This window comes from Chryseobacterium luquanense (genome assembly GCF_026460945.1).
Lineage (GTDB): Bacteria > Bacteroidota > Bacteroidia > Flavobacteriales > Weeksellaceae > Chryseobacterium > Chryseobacterium luquanense.
This window is the reverse complement of the sequence record NZ_JAOVZV010000001.1, coordinates 399550-417463: the sequence shown is the minus strand read 5'-3', so window position 1 is coordinate 417463 and position 17914 is coordinate 399550. Positions and strand designations below refer to the sequence as shown.

At 31.7% G+C, this 17914-nt stretch carries 17 protein-coding genes; 12 read left to right on the top strand and 5 right to left on the bottom strand.

Annotation, left to right across the window (positions count from 1 at the left end; genetic code table 11):
• The first annotated feature begins 48 nt into the window (after positions 1 to 48).
• From OEA66_RS01945 to OEA66_RS01930, 4 genes are all read left to right on the top strand, one after another.
• Positions 49 to 1944: a DUF3858 domain-containing protein gene (locus tag OEA66_RS01945; protein WP_267279766.1), complete on the top strand. Its 1896-nt coding sequence runs from the start codon at positions 49 to 51 to the stop codon at positions 1942 to 1944.
• On the top strand, positions 1945 to 3882 hold the full coding sequence (locus OEA66_RS01940) for a DUF3858 domain-containing protein (RefSeq protein ID WP_267279765.1): 1938 nt from the start codon (positions 1945 to 1947) through the stop codon (positions 3880 to 3882).
• Between the two features lie 76 nt (positions 3883 to 3958).
• Positions 3959 to 4783: a PdaC/RsiV family protein gene (locus OEA66_RS01935; RefSeq protein WP_267279764.1), complete on the top strand. Its 825-nt coding sequence runs from the start codon at positions 3959 to 3961 to the stop codon at positions 4781 to 4783.
• 44 nt (positions 4784 to 4827) lie between these two features.
• Complete coding sequence (locus OEA66_RS01930) at positions 4828 to 5679, top strand: diacylglycerol/lipid kinase family protein (RefSeq protein WP_267280071.1); 852 nt, start codon at positions 4828 to 4830, stop codon at positions 5677 to 5679.
• A 151-nt stretch (positions 5680 to 5830) separates the two neighbouring features.
• Here OEA66_RS01930 and OEA66_RS01925 read toward each other — a convergent pair whose 3' ends face one another.
• Positions 5831 to 7111, bottom strand: a complete 1281-nt coding sequence (locus OEA66_RS01925) for a dicarboxylate/amino acid:cation symporter (protein ID WP_267279763.1) — start codon at positions 7109 to 7111, stop codon at positions 5831 to 5833.
• 325 nt (positions 7112 to 7436) lie between these two features.
• Here OEA66_RS01925 and OEA66_RS01920 point away from each other — a divergent pair, with 325 nt between their 5' ends.
• Positions 7437 to 8402 (top strand): NAD-dependent epimerase/dehydratase family protein, encoded by a 966-nt coding sequence (locus OEA66_RS01920; protein ID WP_267279762.1) that lies wholly within the window; start codon positions 7437 to 7439, stop codon positions 8400 to 8402.
• An 84-nt stretch (positions 8403 to 8486) separates the two neighbouring features.
• Entirely contained in the window at positions 8487 to 9239 is a 753-nt protein-coding gene (locus tag OEA66_RS01915) for a polysaccharide deacetylase family protein (RefSeq protein ID WP_267279761.1), read from the top strand.
• A gap of 67 nt (positions 9240 to 9306) precedes the next feature.
• Here the strand turns inward: OEA66_RS01915 and OEA66_RS01910 are convergent, their stop codons facing one another.
• Positions 9307 to 10512: a metallophosphoesterase gene (locus OEA66_RS01910; protein ID WP_267279760.1), complete on the bottom strand. Its 1206-nt coding sequence runs from the start codon at positions 10510 to 10512 to the stop codon at positions 9307 to 9309.
• 73 nt (positions 10513 to 10585) lie between these two features.
• Positions 10586 to 11653, bottom strand: coding sequence for a 3-oxoacyl-ACP synthase III family protein (locus tag OEA66_RS01905; protein ID WP_267279759.1), 1068 nt, complete (start codon positions 11651 to 11653; stop codon positions 10586 to 10588).
• 100 nt (positions 11654 to 11753) lie between these two features.
• Between OEA66_RS01905 and OEA66_RS01900 the strand changes: the two genes are divergently transcribed.
• The 6 genes from OEA66_RS01900 (at position 11754) to rny (ending at position 16366) form a co-directional block, all read left to right on the top strand.
• Positions 11754 to 12323 (top strand): hypothetical protein, encoded by a 570-nt coding sequence (locus OEA66_RS01900; RefSeq protein ID WP_267279758.1) that lies wholly within the window; start codon positions 11754 to 11756, stop codon positions 12321 to 12323.
• A gap of 3 nt (positions 12324 to 12326) precedes the next feature.
• Positions 12327 to 13058: a bifunctional demethylmenaquinone methyltransferase/2-methoxy-6-polyprenyl-1,4-benzoquinol methylase UbiE gene (gene ubiE, locus OEA66_RS01895; RefSeq protein ID WP_267279757.1), complete on the top strand. Its 732-nt coding sequence runs from the start codon at positions 12327 to 12329 to the stop codon at positions 13056 to 13058.
• Positions 13059 to 13061: 3 nt separating this feature from the next.
• Positions 13062 to 13844 carry a type IX secretion/gliding motility protein PorT/SprT gene (gene porT / locus OEA66_RS01890; RefSeq protein ID WP_267279756.1) on the top strand — a complete coding sequence of 261 codons (783 nt, stop codon included), beginning with the start codon at positions 13062 to 13064 and terminating at the stop codon, positions 13842 to 13844.
• Positions 13845 to 13981: 137 nt separating this feature from the next.
• Entirely contained in the window at positions 13982 to 14284 is a 303-nt protein-coding gene (locus tag OEA66_RS01885; protein ID WP_267279755.1) for a hypothetical protein, read from the top strand.
• Entirely contained in the window at positions 14284 to 14571 is a 288-nt protein-coding gene (locus tag OEA66_RS01880) for a cell division protein ZapA (protein WP_267279754.1), read from the top strand. Before OEA66_RS01885 ends, OEA66_RS01880 begins: the two co-directional genes overlap by 1 nt.
• Before the next feature lie 226 nt (positions 14572 to 14797).
• Positions 14798 to 16366 carry a ribonuclease Y gene (gene rny / locus OEA66_RS01875; RefSeq protein ID WP_267279753.1) on the top strand — a complete coding sequence of 523 codons (1569 nt, stop codon included), beginning with the start codon at positions 14798 to 14800 and terminating at the stop codon, positions 16364 to 16366.
• A 129-nt stretch (positions 16367 to 16495) separates the two neighbouring features.
• On the opposite strand, the gene OEA66_RS01870 is transcribed toward rny, so the two are convergent.
• Positions 16496 to 17365, bottom strand: coding sequence for a sugar phosphate isomerase/epimerase family protein (locus OEA66_RS01870; protein WP_267279752.1), 870 nt, complete (start codon positions 17363 to 17365; stop codon positions 16496 to 16498).
• A gap of 4 nt (positions 17366 to 17369) precedes the next feature.
• Positions 17370 to 17837 carry an acyl-CoA thioesterase gene (locus OEA66_RS01865; RefSeq protein ID WP_267279751.1) on the bottom strand — a complete coding sequence of 156 codons (468 nt, stop codon included), beginning with the start codon at positions 17835 to 17837 and terminating at the stop codon, positions 17370 to 17372.
• Between the last annotated feature and the right edge of the window lie 77 nt (positions 17838 to 17914).

Here is a 17914-nt window from a genome sequence, read left to right as displayed (position 1 = left end):
TTAACATTTTATTAAGATTTTTTTTATTTTTGAGAAAAATTAATAACGATGATGAAAATATGGTGCATTGGGGCTCTTTCTTTAGCTTCATTTTACTATGCACAAACTTATCCGGTATCAGAAATCAGTGATATTTTAAAGAAAAATGCAAGCGCAGTAATAAGAAATGAAAGTACAGTTTTAGAGATTAATAAAATTGATGAAATTGTTTACAGAAACTCTTCTGCAATTACTGTGATAAATAAGGAGGCAGTTGGTTTTTCTATTCCTAAAATTTATTATGAAAAAGGAAATACGATTTCCAATATCAAGGTTACGGTTTATGATGAAAAAGGCGCAAAAGTAAAAAGCTATTCTAAAAGTGATTTTACAGATATTGCAGCCAATTCTCAAGGTTCGTTCTATTCTGATAATAGGATGATGTATTTATCTTATACACCGACTTCTTATCCTTATACTATTGAGTTTAGCTACGATCAAAAAGATCAAAATACAGTTTTTATTTCTGATTTCACACCATATAATGATTTTAACATTTCTTTGCAAAAAAGCAGTTTTAAAATCCTTAATAAATCTGGAATAAATTTACGATCAAAAACTTATGATTCACAATTTGGTTTTGCATCAGTGAAAGTTGTAGACGAAGATGGCAGCAAATTGTATTCTTATGAAAATGTTCCTGCAATTGATAATGAAGGCATGGTTCCTAATCCTCAAAAAATACTACCGAAAGTAAGTTTTTCTCTTGATCAATTTAATTTAGTCGGAAAAAAAGGAAGTATTACAACTTGGAAAGATTTCGGTTTGTGGTATTATAACAACCTTTTGACTCCAGTTTCTACATCAACGCCTCAAATCAAAGCTGAAATTGCATCACTTAATCTTTCGGGTTCTACTGAAGAAAAAGTGAAGAAAATTTATCAATATATGCAAAGCAAAACAAGATATGTTTTTGTAGCTTTGGGAATCGGAGGATGGCAACCCATGATGCCTGATGAAGTACAAAAGAAAGGTTATGGAGATTGTAAAGGCCTTACCAATTATATGAGAACGCTTTTGGATGAGGCTGGAATAAAATCTTATTATGCAATCATTAATTCGAATTCCTCTCCGATAAGTTTTGATACAGATTTTCCAAAAATGGCTGGAAATCATGTGATTTTGGTGATCCCAACTGAAAAAGGGAATATTTGGCTTGAAAATACATCTCAAGAAATTGCTTACAATCATTTGAGCTACAGTACAACAGACCGAAATGTTTTAGCGGTAAAACCTACCGGAATTGAGATTATGGAAACGCCAAGTTATTCTTCAAGTCAAAATAAAGAAAAACAGATTTTAAGCATTCAGCTAAATCCTGATAAAACTATCAGTGGAAACGGGAAATTTTCTTACACCGGAAATCAGTATGATTTCAATTTATCTTATTCGGGATTAAGTCAAACCGATAGAAATAAATCGATCAAAAACTCGCTTTCAACGTTAGATTTTGAAAAAGTTGAAATGTCTGATTTTAAAAATAACCGAGATTTAGCAACCATTGATTTTGATTTAAATTTTAAGGCAGTCAATTATTCAAAAATGGTGGGCTCAAGCTATATTTTCAGGGCAGTTCCTATTTACTCGAATGCGACTTACCATCAGGATGAAAATCGAAAACTTCCGTTTGAAAACCGTTTTTCTTTTGAAGATGAATATGAGATTATTTATAAACTTCCCGTAGGATACTTTATCGAAGAAATGCCTGAAAACGGAAATGTAGTTTCAGACTTTGGGACATATAAAATTTCGTTTGAGAAAAAAGATGACCAACTCATCGTGAAAAGGTTTTTCCAAATGAAAAAAGGACTTCATTCTAAAGATAAATACAATGATTATATCAGTTTCAGAAAAAAAATTATGAATGCTGATAATTCTAAAATTCTAATTTCTAAAAAATCATAAATGAGAAAAATATTTTTTGTATTATATTTCACAGTATCTACTGTTGCTGTATATGCACAAAAGCATGAATTTCTGAAAATGCCAAAGTTTGACATTGAAGATTTGAAAAAAACAAAATCTGAAATTGATGAAAAAGCTCCGGCAGAAACTTTATATCGTTCGATACATTATCATATTGATAATTCTACTGGTAATTACGTTAAAAAAGTAAAATACAGAATTAAAATTTATGATAAAGATAAAGCAGAAGATTGGATGAATCTGGAAATCTCGCTTTATGACAATAACCAGGGAAGCAGAGAAATGCTCAATTCAATAAAAGCTTATGTTTATAATCTCGAAGATGGTAAAATAGCCGAAACAAAGGTAGATAAAAGCTCGAAATTCAGATCTAAAGAAAACAAATATATTACCACCAATAAGTTTGCCTTTCCTAATATTAAAAATGGCTCTGTTATTGAATTTCAATACGAAATCACTTCACCTTTTTCTTATGAAATTCCTTTAACTTATATTGAAACGGATACCCCTTCGGAATATACCGAATATGTTTTTGAGTCACCCATCAATATGTCTTATAACATTGATTTTAGAGGTTCTCTGTCTCCGAAATATAAAAAGGTGGCAGAAGAAAATATTTATGGAGCTCAATACAAAACGTACAGATTTGCTTATGAGAATGTAAAGGGTTTTAAAAGAGAAAAATTTGTAAAAAACAACGATAATTACAGAACTCAGATCAGGGCAGAATTACATTCTACTTTTTTCAATAATGGTTTGAAAAATTACACATCAACCTGGGAAGATATCAGGAAAAAACTCTGGGAAGATGATGAGTTCGGAAATCAGTATAAAAAAGATAGATTGGTAAAAGAAATTATACCAAAAAATATTTCTGAGGAAAAAGATCAGCACAAGAAAGCGAATCTTTTACTTGATTTCGTTAAAAACAGTTATACATGGAATGAGCGTTACGGTTTTAGAACAGATAACGGAATCAAAGATTTAATTAAAAATAAAACTGGTAATACTGCAGACCTCAACTTACTTTTGTTAAATACTATGAGAAGTGAAGGAATTAAAGCATATCCTATTTTGATTTCTACTATCGGACATGGTTATGTAAATCTTACTTTCCCAAACTTGGGTAACTTCAATTATGTCATGGTATGTGCCGAAATTGATAAGAAAATATACCTTTATGATGCAACATCTAAACAGGCAAAAGAGGATCTTCTTCCTGCAAGAGTTTGGAACAATAATGGGCTGCTTCTGAGAGATGATAAAGCAGAACTTATTTCTCTTACGAATATTAAAGAAAGTTATAATAGTCATACAGTAAAAGCAAAAATAAATACTGATGGTACAGTTTCTGGTATTTATCAGGATCAGGATGAAGGAATGGGAGCCCTTAATGCAAAAGAGCGGTTTGATGAGAATCAGGATAAATATAAAAAAGAATATAAGGAAGTTTTTTCTGTTGATTTTGATAATATCAATTCAAGAACTTTAGATGGAGGGGAATTCCGTTCTACGATGAGCTTTAGTTCAAACAATATGATTGATAATTTAGGAAAAAGAAAAATCATCAATCCACTTTTATTTTTGCATCAGACAAAGAATGATTTTGATCAGGAAGAAGCAAGAAAATATATGATTGATTTTATCTCGCCAATGAGCAAAACTAAAGTTGTAGAAATAGAAATTCCTGAAGGATATGATATTGCTGAGTTACCAAAAAGTAAAAAAATCGTTACTGAAGATAAAGAAATCAGTTATTCTTACACTGTAGAGAAAAAAGATAACAAGATAATAACAGTTTCAGAATATACTATTGCCAGCGCAGATTATCCTAAAGAATATTATCCTGCCTTTAAACAAATCTGGAAAGTAATCTCAGATTCTGAAAGTCAGGTAATGAGTTTGATTAAAAAATAATCAGTTATTCTTAAAAAATATTTAAAACCATTCATTTTGTGAATGGTTTTTGCATTTCAACCAAAAATAAACAATTATGAAAAATGCATTTGTGTTAATTCTGTTTTCTGCCGCTTTTCTTTTGTCAGCTTGTAAAAAAACAGAAACAAAAACTATTGAAACCAAAATAGATGTCAAAAATCCTGAAAAATTTGTAGTAGATTCTATTAAAGTAAATGATTCCGTGAAGTTTAACGAAGTGCTTTCCGTGAATTATTCGGCAAAAATGCTGGTATTTCCAACTTTAAAAGATAAAGCATTGTTGGACAGTATTTATTATGATAAAAAAGGTATTGCAGACTATTCAAAAGCAGGCTTACAAAAGTTTTTAGATAAAGATAAAGCAGAATTTTTTTCTTCAGTGAAACAAGACAGCAAAGATTGGATTTCTGATATCGACCGTTCGCAAACTTGGGAATCGGGATCATTTATGAAGTTGATTTCACAAACTGACGATTTTCTTCAGATTGAATATTTATATACTTCCTACGAAGGTGGAGCGCACGGAAATTATTCTTTTAATACAAGAGTTTTCGATTTAAAAAACAATAGAAAATTAGATTTAAAAGATATTACAACAATGTCAAAAGAAAAATTGGAAGAGCTTTTAATGAAAAATATCAATAAAATTCCAAGTGGAACAACAGATTCTGATGGTGCAGTCAATAATTCCGAAATGATTTTGGTTGAGGTTATTCCAACCAACAAAGATTTTTACTTTGATGAAAAAAATCTTTATTTTCATTACAGCCCGTATGAAATTGCAGCTTTTGCAGCGGGAGATATAGTAATTCCTATTTCTTGGGAAGAACTGAAAGGAACAATTAATCCCGAATTCAAAAAGAGAATGAAAATTAACTAATATTAATGCTTCCAAATCAGGAAGCATTTTTTACTTTTGTGGTAATGGAAAAAGTAGCTTTTATCATCAATCCTTTTTCGGCAAAAAAAAATTATCTGCCTTTTCTAAACGAACTTAAAAATAAAGTGCAAAATCCTTTGTATTATATTTCTGAGTCAATTTTAGGAACTGAAGAATTTATCCAAACTCATTTTAACGATGTTGATTTTTTTGTAGCAATTGGCGGTGACGGTACAATTTCAACTGTTGCCAAAAGCTTAATTAATACCGACAAAATTTTAGCTATTTTCCCGGCAGGTTCCGGTAACGGTTTTTCCAATGAAACACAATTCAGCAAAAATTTGGATGAATTATTAGATAAACTAAAATCTAAAAAATCCCGTAAAATCGATACGTTTACAGTTAATGACAAGCTTTCAATCAATGTTTCCGGAACTGGTTTTGATGGAAAAGTTGTGAAAGAATTTGAGAAAACCAATCGTGGATTCAAAAATTACATCAAAGTTTCATTAAAGACTTTTTTTAATTATAAACCGATTAAGCTGAAATTTTTAGATGAAAATTATAAGCAGTACAACGGGAAATATTTAATGGTCAACATCGCAAACACCCGTCAATTCGGAAACAATGCTTACATCGCTCCAATGGCAAGTAAAAGTGACGGTTTGGTTGATATGGTTTTGGTGAAAAAGTTTCCACTGACCTATTCGCCGCTGTTTGCGTTCAGAATGTTTACGAAAAAACTGAAAGAAGATGATTACATTACTTATCTTCCTGTTTCTGAAATTGAATTTAAAGTAAATACCAAAAACTGGCATCTTGATGGAGAATTCAATAAAATAAAATCTCCGATTCATGTAAAAGTTCAGCCTTCAAGTCTGAATATTCTTATTTAAACTAATCATAGTGAAATATAAAAAGCCTTCCGTGAAGAAGGCTTAAAAAAACACAAATGATGAAAAAATTATTATTACGATAATAATCTATTACAAAATAAACGATTACAATTCTGAAATTTTATGGTTATAATCATAGAATTGAAATTTTCTAAACTTCCAGTTTTTCCTCAATCTTATTCGGATTTGCCAAACAATATTGAAGTTGTTCTTTATCCAGCTGTTTTTCCCAATTTGCTACAACAACTGTTGCTACAGAGTTTCCAATAACATTCGTTAAAGCACGACATTCACTCATAAATTTATCGATACCTAAAATTAAAGTCATTCCCGCAATCGGAATTTCAGGAACTACAGCCAAAGTTGCTGCTAAAGTTACAAATCCAGCTCCTGTAACTCCTGCTGCACCTTTTGAGCTCAACATGGCAACTAAAAGTAGCATCAATTGCTTTTCTATAGAAAGATCAATATTCAAAGCCTGCGCAATAAACAATGAGGCCAAAGTCATGTAAATATTGGTTCCGTCAAGATTAAAAGAATAACCAGTGGGAACAACTAAACCTACAATTGCTTTTGAACAGCCTGCTTTTTCCATCTTTTCCATAATCCCTGGAAGTGCAGATTCGGAAGAGCTCGTTCCTAAAACCAGCAAAAGTTCTTCTTTCAAATAATACATCAATTTGAAGATATTAAAACCATTGTACCAAGCAACCGATCCTAAAATCAAAACAACAAATAGAATGGAAGTAATATAAAAAGTTCCTACCAAAAAGATAAGATTGATTACCGAAGCTAAACCATATTTTCCAATGGTAAATGCCATTGCCCCGAAAGCTCCGACTGGAGCCAGTTTCATCAGCATATGAACAATTTTAAAAATTGGAGCAGCCAAAACCTGTAAAAATTCTGTTATTTTTCCACTCTTTTCTTTCGTTAAAACCAAAGCAACGCCCATCAAAATAGCAACCAAAAGTACCTGAAGAATATTTTCCCCAATCAAAGGACTGAAAAGAGTTTCAGGAATGATATTCATAATGAAACCTGTTAAAGTTGTATCATGAGCTTTTTGCTGATACTGTGAAACGTCTCCCGATAAACTTGCTGGATCAATGTTTAATCCCGTTCCAGGTTGTAATAAATTACCTACAATTAAGCCAATTATTAAAGCTAAAGTTGAGAATGTGAAGAAATAGATCATTGCTTTTACGGCAATTCGTCCTACTTTTTTTAAGTCTGTCATGTGAGCAATCCCTAAAGTAAGGGTGATGAAAATGACTGGAGCAATAATCATTTTAACCAATTTAATAAATCCGTCTCCTAAAGGTTTCATTTTTTCGCCTAATTCAGGGAAAAACTTTCCTAAAAGAATTCCTAATGTAATGGCGATGATTACCTGAAAGTATAATTGTTGGTAGATTTTTTTCTTTTTCAAAGCTGGAGTTTCTAAAATATTTCTGAAAAATACAGAAATTAAATAGAATTTTTTCAGGCTAATTTTATTTTGCTAAAACTAATCCTCACGCAGATTAAACGGATAAAGCAGATTTTATTGAATTAATCTGCATAATCTACTCAATCTGCGAGATATAAATTAAAAATTATTTCAGGTATTAATTTGAACTTTAGCAATTGAAAATGAGAGTGTTTTAAACTTAAAATCAAAAGATGATAAAAATTATATCCTAAATCACAATTTTGTTTTCTCATCGTAATCAAAATATTTACTTTTGCTTTCAATCAACTAATAATAAATAAAAATGGAGTCCTATACGGAAAAAATATTGATTACAGGTGCTTTAGGGCAGATTGGAACTGAACTTACAAACCGACTTGTTGAGATTCACGGAGCTGAAAATGTAGTTGCTTCAGGTCTTGACAGATACCAAAAAGGTCTTACTTCTGCAGGTTACTACGAAAGAATGGATGTTACCAATACACAGTTGGTAAGACAGGTGATTAAAGACTACGAAATTACTACGGTGTATCACTTGGCTTCACTTTTGTCCGGAACATCAGAAAAGCAGCCTATTTTCGCTTGGAAATTAAATCTTGAACCACTTCTTCATTTCTGTGAATTGGCTAAAGAAGGTTTACTTAAAAAGATTTTTTGGCCTAGTTCTATTGCTGTTTTTGGGAAAGGAATTCCAAAAGAAAATGTTGGCCAGGAGGTTGTTTTAAATCCTACAACAGTTTACGGAATTTCAAAAATGGCAGGTGAAAAATGGTGTGAGTATTATTTTGATAAGTATGGAGTAGATGTAAGAAGTATTCGTTATCCTGGTTTGATTTCATGGAAAACTCCTGCAGGTGGAGGAACAACAGATTATGCAGTTGAGATTTTTTACGAAGCAATTGAAGAAGGAAAATATACAAGTTTTATTTCTGAAAATACAGGAATGCCGATGTTGTATATGGACGATGCGATCAATGCAACTTTAAAATTAATGGATGCTCCAAAAGAGAATTTAACGGTTCGTTCTTCTTATAATTTGGGCGGAATGTCTTTCACTCCAAAAGAATTGGCACAAGAAATTAAGAACGAAATTCCTGAATTTGAAATTGATTATAAACCAGATTTCAGACAAGCAATTGCAGATTCTTGGCCTGCTTCGATTGATGATTCTGTTGCGAAAAAAGATTGGGGATTATCTTACGATTTCGGGATTACTGAAATGTCAAAAGATATGATCAAGAATCTTAAAGTAAAATTAAATAAGAATTAATTTACTTCAAGTATGGGTTTAATTAAATATTATTTTAACGATTGATTTTTAATTAATTATAAATTTTATCTAAATTTAAATTGAATGGTATTACTTACTTTTAACATTGTAAATATTGAAGCCGAAACTAAAAAAAGTACAGATATTTCTGATGAAGAAAGATTAAAAATTACTGAAAGTAATACAAAAGCGATTCTAAGAATTTTAGATATTCACGAAATAAAAGCAAGTTTTTTTATTGAGATTTCTATCGCAGAAAAACTTCAAAATCTATTAAAAGCAATTTCAGCTCAAGGGCATGAAATTGCTTTTTTTAATAAAGATTCCAATCTGGAAAAAATTGATGAAGTGAAAAAATCTGTTCAGAATTTTTTAGAAAAACAGATTAAAGGAATCCGACAAAAAAATCATCAGTTCTCATTAGAAGAATTAAAATCTATCGGTTTCAATTATATTTCAAATATTGACAATGCAGATATTTTATTTCCTTTTAAACGCTTAAAAAGAAGCTCAGAAATTATTGAAGAGAATGGATTGAGTATTGTTCCGGAAAGTATTTCTCCATACAGTCAGTTGCCGTATAATGATTTTGTTTTTCAGGCTTTGCCAATGCAGTATTATCAAAATATGGTTTTTGAAACATTGAAGAAGGATGACTTTGTTTTGGTCTATCTTGATTCGTGGCAATTTACCGATATGAACAAATATCAGTTTAAAATTCCGTTCTACAGAAGCTATAATTTGGGCAAAAAGATGGAAGATAAGCTTGAAGCTTTTTTATTTTGGATTAATGAAAAAGAATTGGCGACTTCAAGAATGAAAGATTATATTTTTTAGTTCCAAATTATAAGTTCAAAGTTCAAAGTTAATGTGCAACTTTGAACTTTAAACATTCATCATAATTTTAGGATAATTCCAAAAGTGTAATTTCAGGTAAAACACCCACTCTTCCTGGATAGCCTAAAACTCCGAAACCACGATTAACGTACAATAGTTTTCCTTCACTTTCATACAGATCTGCCCATTTTGGATATTTATACTGAACCGGAGACCATTTAATATTTTTTAAATCTAGACCAAACTGCATTCCGTGAGTATGACCGGAAAGTGTTAAAGAAATGTTTGCAGGATGCTTTTTAACAACGTAATCAAAATGAGTAGGGTCGTGGCTCATCAAAATTTTAGCGGCATTTTGTGGTACGTTTTCTAAGGCTTTATCAATTTGGCCAAACTGTGGAAAAGGTTTTAAGCCCCAGTTTTCTACTCCTAAAATGTATAATTTTTCGCCGTCTTTTTCAATGACTCTGTTTTCGTTTCTCAACATATCAAAACCGGCTTGCTTCTGATAATCAATTAAAGTATCAAGGTTGTTTTTCTTTTCATCAGGAGATTTCCATGTTACATAATCTCCATAATCGTGGTTTCCTAAAACAGAAAGTTTTCCATCTTTTGCAGTGATTTTTGAAAACAACGGAATGAAAGGTTTAAACTCATCCGAAACATTATTCACCATATCTCCTGTAAAGAGCACTAGGTCAGGTTTTTGTTCGTTAATTAAATCAATCGCATGAGCCAATTTATTAGGGTCATCGAAACTTCCACTATGGACGTCTGAAATCTGAATAATTTTATAACCTTTGAAGCTTTTCGGAAGATTGGCAATTTTTAATTTTACCTTTCTTACTTTGTGTCTGTATTTTCCGAAAGTAATTCCGTCAATAAACAAACCTGAAAGAACTCCGCCTAAACCTAATCCTACTAAACTTAAAAACTTACGTCTTTCTGGAAAGAAATTTTCAGTAGAACGTGTAAATCCTACCAAATAATTTCCCGTACGGAAAATGTCATCGATCAAAAGAAATAAAACAACAAATATTTTTGGAAGAATAAAAACTAAGAATAAAATACTGATTAAATGCGGTCTGTGTGAATCTCTGTCACTTCTTTGGAAATTCAGGACTTCGTAAGCGAATAAACCGTAAACTCCCAAATACACGATAACATAGCCTAATTTTATCCAAAAATTATCGGTCAACGTTCTTATTGCCTGATAAATATAGATTTCCATTAAAAGGAAAATTCCGGCAATAATTAAAAAATTTCTTTGCATAACTGAATTTTATAAAAAAAGCACAAAAGAAAATTACCCTTTGTGCTTCTATATCTTGTTAAATTATTTAAGTTTAAGGAAATTTATAAACGATAGCATTGATGTTCATTCCTGCTCCCACAGAAGTCATGACAATGTTACCTTTATCTTTAAACGAATGACCTTCCATTTTTCCTTTAATTATTAAATCAAACATTGTTGGAATTGTGGCAACAGAAGTATTTCCCAAATCCTGAACAGTCATGGGAGATACAGCATGGTCATAATCTTTTACATCATATAATTTGTGAAGTCTATCTATCATTGCATAATCCATCTTTGCATTTGCTTGGTGAATTAAAATTTTATCAATGTCTTCTATAGATAATCCTGCCTCATCAATTGTTTCTTTAATGGCAGTAGGAACATTTTTAAGAGCGTACTCATAAATTTTTCTTCCCAACATTCTTACATATAAACGTGTTTGATCTGCTTCTTTGTTGATAGATGGTCCGTTTGCAAGATAATTTAGTTCGATACCATTGTCACAGATAGTGTTGTGAGCGATAATTCCTACATTTTCCTGTTCAGTTGCTTTTACTATAACAGCTCCGGCTCCGTCTGCAAAAATCATTTTATTTCTATCGTAAGGATCGGTAACTCTGCTTAGAGTTTCGCCACCGATTACAAGAATTGTTTTAGCTACTTTTGCTTTAATTAAATTATCAGCCAAAATCATTGCTTCTACCCATCCCGGACATCCGAAAACCATATCATAAGTGATACATTTTCTATTTTTGATGCCTAATTTATTCTTAACTCTTGCTGCCATAGTTGGCATAAAATCAACATATCCATTTACAGTAACTTCACCAAAATTACTTGCATAAATAATATAATCAAGTTCCTCCTGATCTACATTTGCATCTGCAATAGCGATTTTTGCCGCCTCAAAACCGATTTGTGAGTTTGAAAGGTCTTCATCTATAAATCGCCTGTTTTCAATTTCAGTAATTTCTACAAATTTTGAAATAGTTTCTTCAGTAGGTTTGTCAATTTTAACACCATCTTCTGAATAAAACTCTGAATCCATGAAAAAGTCTCTTCCAATTACTCTATTCGGTAGGTAAGATCCGGAACCAATAATGATCGTATTCGGCATTCGTTTATGTAATTTTTTAAAGATGCAAAGTTAATAATTAATATTAATAAGAAAGAATTAAAAATATTATTAAATTTGCAAAAATTGTTTCTGACAATCTATGAAAAACAACCCGTCTTTAAAAGGTTTACTTATTGCCCTAGTGGTATTTATCGGTGCTTTTGCTATTTATAATTTCTTTTTGGCTAAAAAAAATTATTATTTGGTAGATAATCCTACTCCAAATACTTATTATTTTAAAATAAATAATGGTTCTGAAGGAATTATTTCGGCAGGACAGTTTGTGCAAGTAGACTTAAATAAAGGAAAAAACTCAATTAAAGTATTTGATCAAAATAAGAAAATGCTTTACGATTCTGCCTTTAAGGTAAAGAAAGTTCGTGGTCTTTTAAATATTGCTCACAAAGATTATTATATCAATGATCAATATTATGGGTACAATCTTAAAAAAGATTCATTACTTTTGGCGTTGGATAAGACTAAGATTGACGGAAAAGATTATTATGGCGGTGCGAAACATTTTAATAAACTGTATACAGATGACTTTTATTTTAATGTAGATGAAGATTATGATCAATTGATTAAAAATATTCAGAAAGTAGAATCCCGCTCAAAGATTTTCCGCAAAGAGGATTATCTTAATTATTATAAAGAATATTACAAGTTTTAAGTTTTGACAAAAGATATCAACCAAGTAACGCCCTACAATTCTGAATCTAGCAAAAAGAGTCAGGTAGAGGACATGTTCGACAATATTGCACCTAAATACGATTTGCTAAACCACGTATTATCTATGAAGATAGATGTACTCTGGAGGAATAAATTGGTAAAATGGATGAATTACGATAATCCCAAAGAAACACTGGATGTTGCTACAGGAACCGGAGATTTAGCCATTGCCGTTGAAAAAGGAACAGGTGCAAAGGTAGTTGGATTAGATTTATCGCAACAAATGTTAAATGTTGGCGTTATTAAAATAAAAAAACTTAATTTAGACGGCAAAATTTCTATGCAAAAGGGAGATGCAGAAAATTTACCTTTCGAGGACAATAGATTTGATGCTGTTTCCGTTGCTTTTGGAGTAAGGAATTTTGAAAATCTAAATAAAGGATTGTCAGAACTAAGAAGAGTTGTAAAAGAAAACAGAAGCGTTTATATTCTTGAGTTTTCGAAAGTAGAAGGGTTTTTAGGGCCATTTTATATGTTTTATTTTAAAAATATATTACCGGCAATCGGAAGATTGATTTCTAAAGATAATAGAGCATATACTTATCTTCCCGATTCTGTAAATGCATTTCCGTTTGGAGAAAAAATGAGACAAATTCTTTTAGATACAGGATTTAAAAAAGTAGAATACAAAAAACTAAGTTTAGGTATAGCCACAATTTATAAAGCAACAAAATAACCTATGAATAAATTTCTATTAAAAGCTCTGGTTTTAGCCTCAGTTAATATTGCATTCCTTGGAAATGCTCAATTTAGAACTCAAGACAGGATGGACAGGTTGGAAGACTTTGACCAGAAAAAAGTCAGTTGGGGGTTTTATTTGAATGCAAATATGATAGACTATAAAATTGTGCTTGATCCTCGATACGGAATGTATGAAAATCATAATTTAGTATCTTCAAAAGAAAGTACAAGCTTCGGAGCAGGTCTTATTGCAAAATTCAGAATGAATGATTACTTAGATGTAAGATTAGAACCGGGTTTGCAGTTTGCTCAAAGACAATTGACTTTCAATACTCAATCAAATGACATATATAGAGATGGAAGCTTAACAAATGCACCTTTTAATCCTATATTATTAACTGATAAAGATAGAAATAGAGATATTAAATCTACTTTGGTTGATATCCCTGTGCTTTTGGAATTTCACGGAGAAAGATGGTACAACTCTAGACCATATATTGCAGCGGGTGTGAATTATATTGTTAATTTACAGTCTAATTCAGGTTCTGTAGAGGATAATCAACAACAGACTTTCAGATCTACAACGCATAATTTTGCGTGGTCTGCAGAGATGGGTATTCAGTTTTACTTTAATAAATTTAAATTGACTCCGGCTGTAAGAGGAACGTTCTTTATGAATAACGAAATGGTAGCAGATAATGCTACAACGCCTCCTTATTGGTCTGCAGCAGTATCTACACTACAGACAAGAGCAATCATGTTTGTATTGAAATTTGAATAATATAATGAAAAATTAATATTAAAAGGAGTTGCTTGGCATCTCCTTTTTTGTTTTAATCAAAATATAGAGATAATAATTTTTATTAGTACCAATATTTTCCTATTTTTGCTAATAGTTAGAATATTTATAAACCTGAAATGCTTCAAGAATTAGAAAATAATTTTTCAGAATTAGAAAAAAAGATTTTGAATCTTCAAAAAAGTCATCAAAATTTATCTGAAATGTTTTCGGAATTAAATAAAGAGCATAACGAATTGAAGGTGAAATATGATGCGGAAAGAAAGAAAAATCAGGTATTAGCAGAAGAACAGAAAAATATAAAGCTTTATTCAGCAATATCAGGAAATCCTGAACACAACAGACTCATGAAAAACCATATCAACAGATTGGTAAAAGAAGTAGACTTTTGTATTGCACAGCTTCAAAACAGTGGATTATAATGGAGGTAAGGAGAATAACCATCAATATTGCAGGAAGAGTATATCCGCTGAATGTACCCGCAGCAGAAGAAGAAACTTTGCGTAAAGTAGGGAAGCAAATTGAAAATATGATTAAAGATTTTGAACAGAATTTTGATGTAAGAGATAAACAGGATGCTTTGGCAATGTGTGCCCTAAAATTAGGAACCAATGCAGAGGTTGTTGCTCTGAATCATGATAAAAATATAAAGTCAACCAACGAAAGACTAACAAAAATTAATCAGTCGTTGAACGATATAGGAAAATAGATTTTTTTTCCAAAGACCTGCCTACAGTAATTCTAACACATTAAAGGTAAACTCAACGCTAAACAATTAACGGACAAATGTCTATCGAATGGCGCGCCTGCTTGCAGGATTACAGACGATAGAAATCAGTTCAAATCGTGGAGATTAGGAGTTTACTCTATATCACTGGATTATTGTAGGCTTTTTTTATTTTATTTAAACAAGACAATTAAAACTAAATATATATATGACAACAGCCATAATAGTAGGCGTGATTTGTTTGGTTATAGGAGCTGTGATAGGGATGGTTTTCTCTAAAAGCTCACTAAATACAAAGGCTAAATTTATTATCGACGATGCTAAGAAAAATGCAGATAATTTATTAGAGAAAGCTAATTTACAGGCAGAATCTATAAAGAAAGAAAAAAATCTTCAGGCTAAAGAAAAATTCTTAGAACTAAAATCTCAGCACGATGCAGACATTCAGGTACGTGAAAAGAAAATGCAGGAAGCTGAGAAGAGAACTAAAGACAAAGAAAATAAACTAAATGATGAGCTTAGCAAAGCTGGGAAATTAGAAAAAGATCTTGACAGACAAATAGCTGATTACGCTAAGAAGAATGAAATTTTAGAGAAAAAGCAAAGTGACCTTGACTCAGCAACGGCTAGAAAAGTTGAAATGCTTGAGAAAATTTCAAACTACACAGCTGAAGAAGCTAAAGCAGAATTGGTAGAAACCATGAGAGCTGAAGCTAAAACCAGAGCTCAGGCGCACGTTCAGAGTATCATGGAAGAAGCTCAATTGAATGCTAAAAGTGAGGCGAGAAAAATCGTTATTCAGACTATTCAAAGAATCGGTACAGAACAGGCAATTGAAAATTCAGTTTCTGTTTTCAACATAGAATCTGACGAAGTAAAAGGTAGAATTATCGGTAGAGAAGGTAGAAATATCCGTGCTTTAGAAGCAGTTACGGGCGTAGAAATCATTGTTGATGATACTCCGGAAGCAATTCTTCTTTCATGTTTCGATCCTGTAAGAAGAGAGATTGCAAGATTATCACTTCACAGATTGGTAACAGACGGTAGAATTCACCCTGCAAGAATCGAAGAAGTTGTTGAAAAAACAAGAAAACAAATCGAAGAAGAAATCATCGAAGTGGGTAAAAGAACCATTATCGATCTTGGAATTCACGGATTGCACCCAGAATTGGTTAAAATCGTTGGTAGAATGAAATATCGTTCTTCTTATGGACAAAACCTTTTACAGCACTCAAGAGAAGTTGCCAATATTGCTGCAACAATGGCTGCTGAATTAGGACTAAACGTAAAATTAGCAAAAAGAGCAGGTCTTTTACACGATATCGGAAAAGTACCAGAACAGGAATCTGAACTTCCACACGCACTTTTGGGAATGCAATGGGCAGAGAAGTACGGTGAAAATCCAGAAGTTATTAATGCAATCGGAGCTCACCATGACGAAGTAGAAATGACTTCATTATTGTCACCGATTATTCAGGTTGCCGATGCGATTTCAGGAGCAAGACCGGGAGCAAGAAGACAGGTTTTAGAATCTTATATTCAAAGGCTAAAAGATCTTGAAGCTGCAGCATTAAGTTTTGAAGGAGTTTCTTCGGCATATGCAATTCAGGCAGGTAGAGAGCTAAGAGTAATGGTAGAAAGCAGCAGAATAAATGACGAAATGTCTTCTCAGCTTTCTTACGATATTTCTGAGAAAATTCAGAATGAACTGACTTATCCTGGACAAGTAAAAGTTACAGTAATCAGAGAAACAAGAACTGTAAACATCGCAAGATAATACTATTCTTAAATTATAAAAAAACCTTTCAATTAATTGAAAGGTTTTTTGTTTGTTCGAAATAAGTATAAGTCCCAAAGGGACGTTTTTCTAAAGGATAGGATGTAAATCCTATTAATAATTAGTTGTTTATCTAACGAAAAATCCATTTTCCTTAATATATTTTTTACTCATAGAAATACTCTCAAAAATATCTTTATCACTAGAATCCTGCTCCACAAACCAATGTTTTAAACCTGCTTTTTCTTTCGCTTCAAAAATTCTTTTAAAATCAATCATTCCATTACCAATCTCTGTAAATTCTTTCGTATCAGATTTCATATCCTTCACGTGCCACAAAGGAAATCTTTCGGGATATTTTTCAAAGTAAATTAATGGGTCTAAACCGGCTTTTGAAATCCAATATAGATCGAGTTCCATTTTTACTAAATCAGCTGATGTGTTTTTTAGAATGAAATCATAATAATTATTTTCCTCATTCATTTTTAGAAATTCAAAATCGTGATTGTGATAGGCTAATTGAATTCCGTTTTGCTTTGAAACTCTTGCTGCAGTTTCTAAAATTTCAGGAAGTTTACGGTAATTTTCAATGGTTCTTTCAGCTTCAGGAAGATAGGAGCAGACTGCATATTTTGACCCGATGAAATTAAGATCTTCTAAAGTTTTCTCCCAGTTTTGTAATAAAGTCCCGTTTTCTTTGTCTGTCACTCCAGTTCTGTGATGTGAACTGATTACTTGTAAACCGGTATTTTTAAGAATAGTTCGAAACTCAGATTTAGTTTTCCCGAAGAAAGTTCCATCATAACCATAAATTTCAAGATTTTTAAAACTTAATGCAGCCAGTTTTTCTAAAGTCTGTTCTACATTTTTAGAAATTGCATTTCGAACAGTGTATAATTGTATTCCCAAATTTTTTGTTGAAAGGCTTGTTCCTGAAACTCCACATGAAACACCGAGAAATCCCAGTGAAGAAAGGGTTAAAAAATCTTTTCGGTTCATCAATTTAAAGAAAAGGTTTCATTTCATCTTCAATCTGTGTTCTCAGTTCCATCAGACGTTTGGCATAAATTTCCTGCTGTTTTTCTTCATTAGTTTCAGGAATCCATTTAGGAACAGGTAATTTTTTACCGTTTTCATCAACTGCCACAAAAACAATAATGCAATGTGTTTTTTTATCAAAAATCGGTTGTTTAAGATTTCTTGAGAACACATTAATCGAAATATGCATACTCGATGAACCCGTATAGATGACTTGAGCCTCAACTTTTACGATCTCTCCAATTTTTATCGGTTCATAAAAACGGATTCCACCCACGTAAACCGTTACAGAATAATTTCCGCTCCATGTTGTTGCACACGCGTATCCAGCTTGATCAATCCATTTCATTACACTTCCTCCATGTACATTTCCACCATAATTGACATCAGAAGGTTCAGAAATAAACTGAAATGTAACAGGTTTGTTATCCATTATTTTAAATTTCAATAAAGGTATTTAATAATTTTTAAAACAGTATATTAAATAGTATTTTTGTAAATTGAAAACAT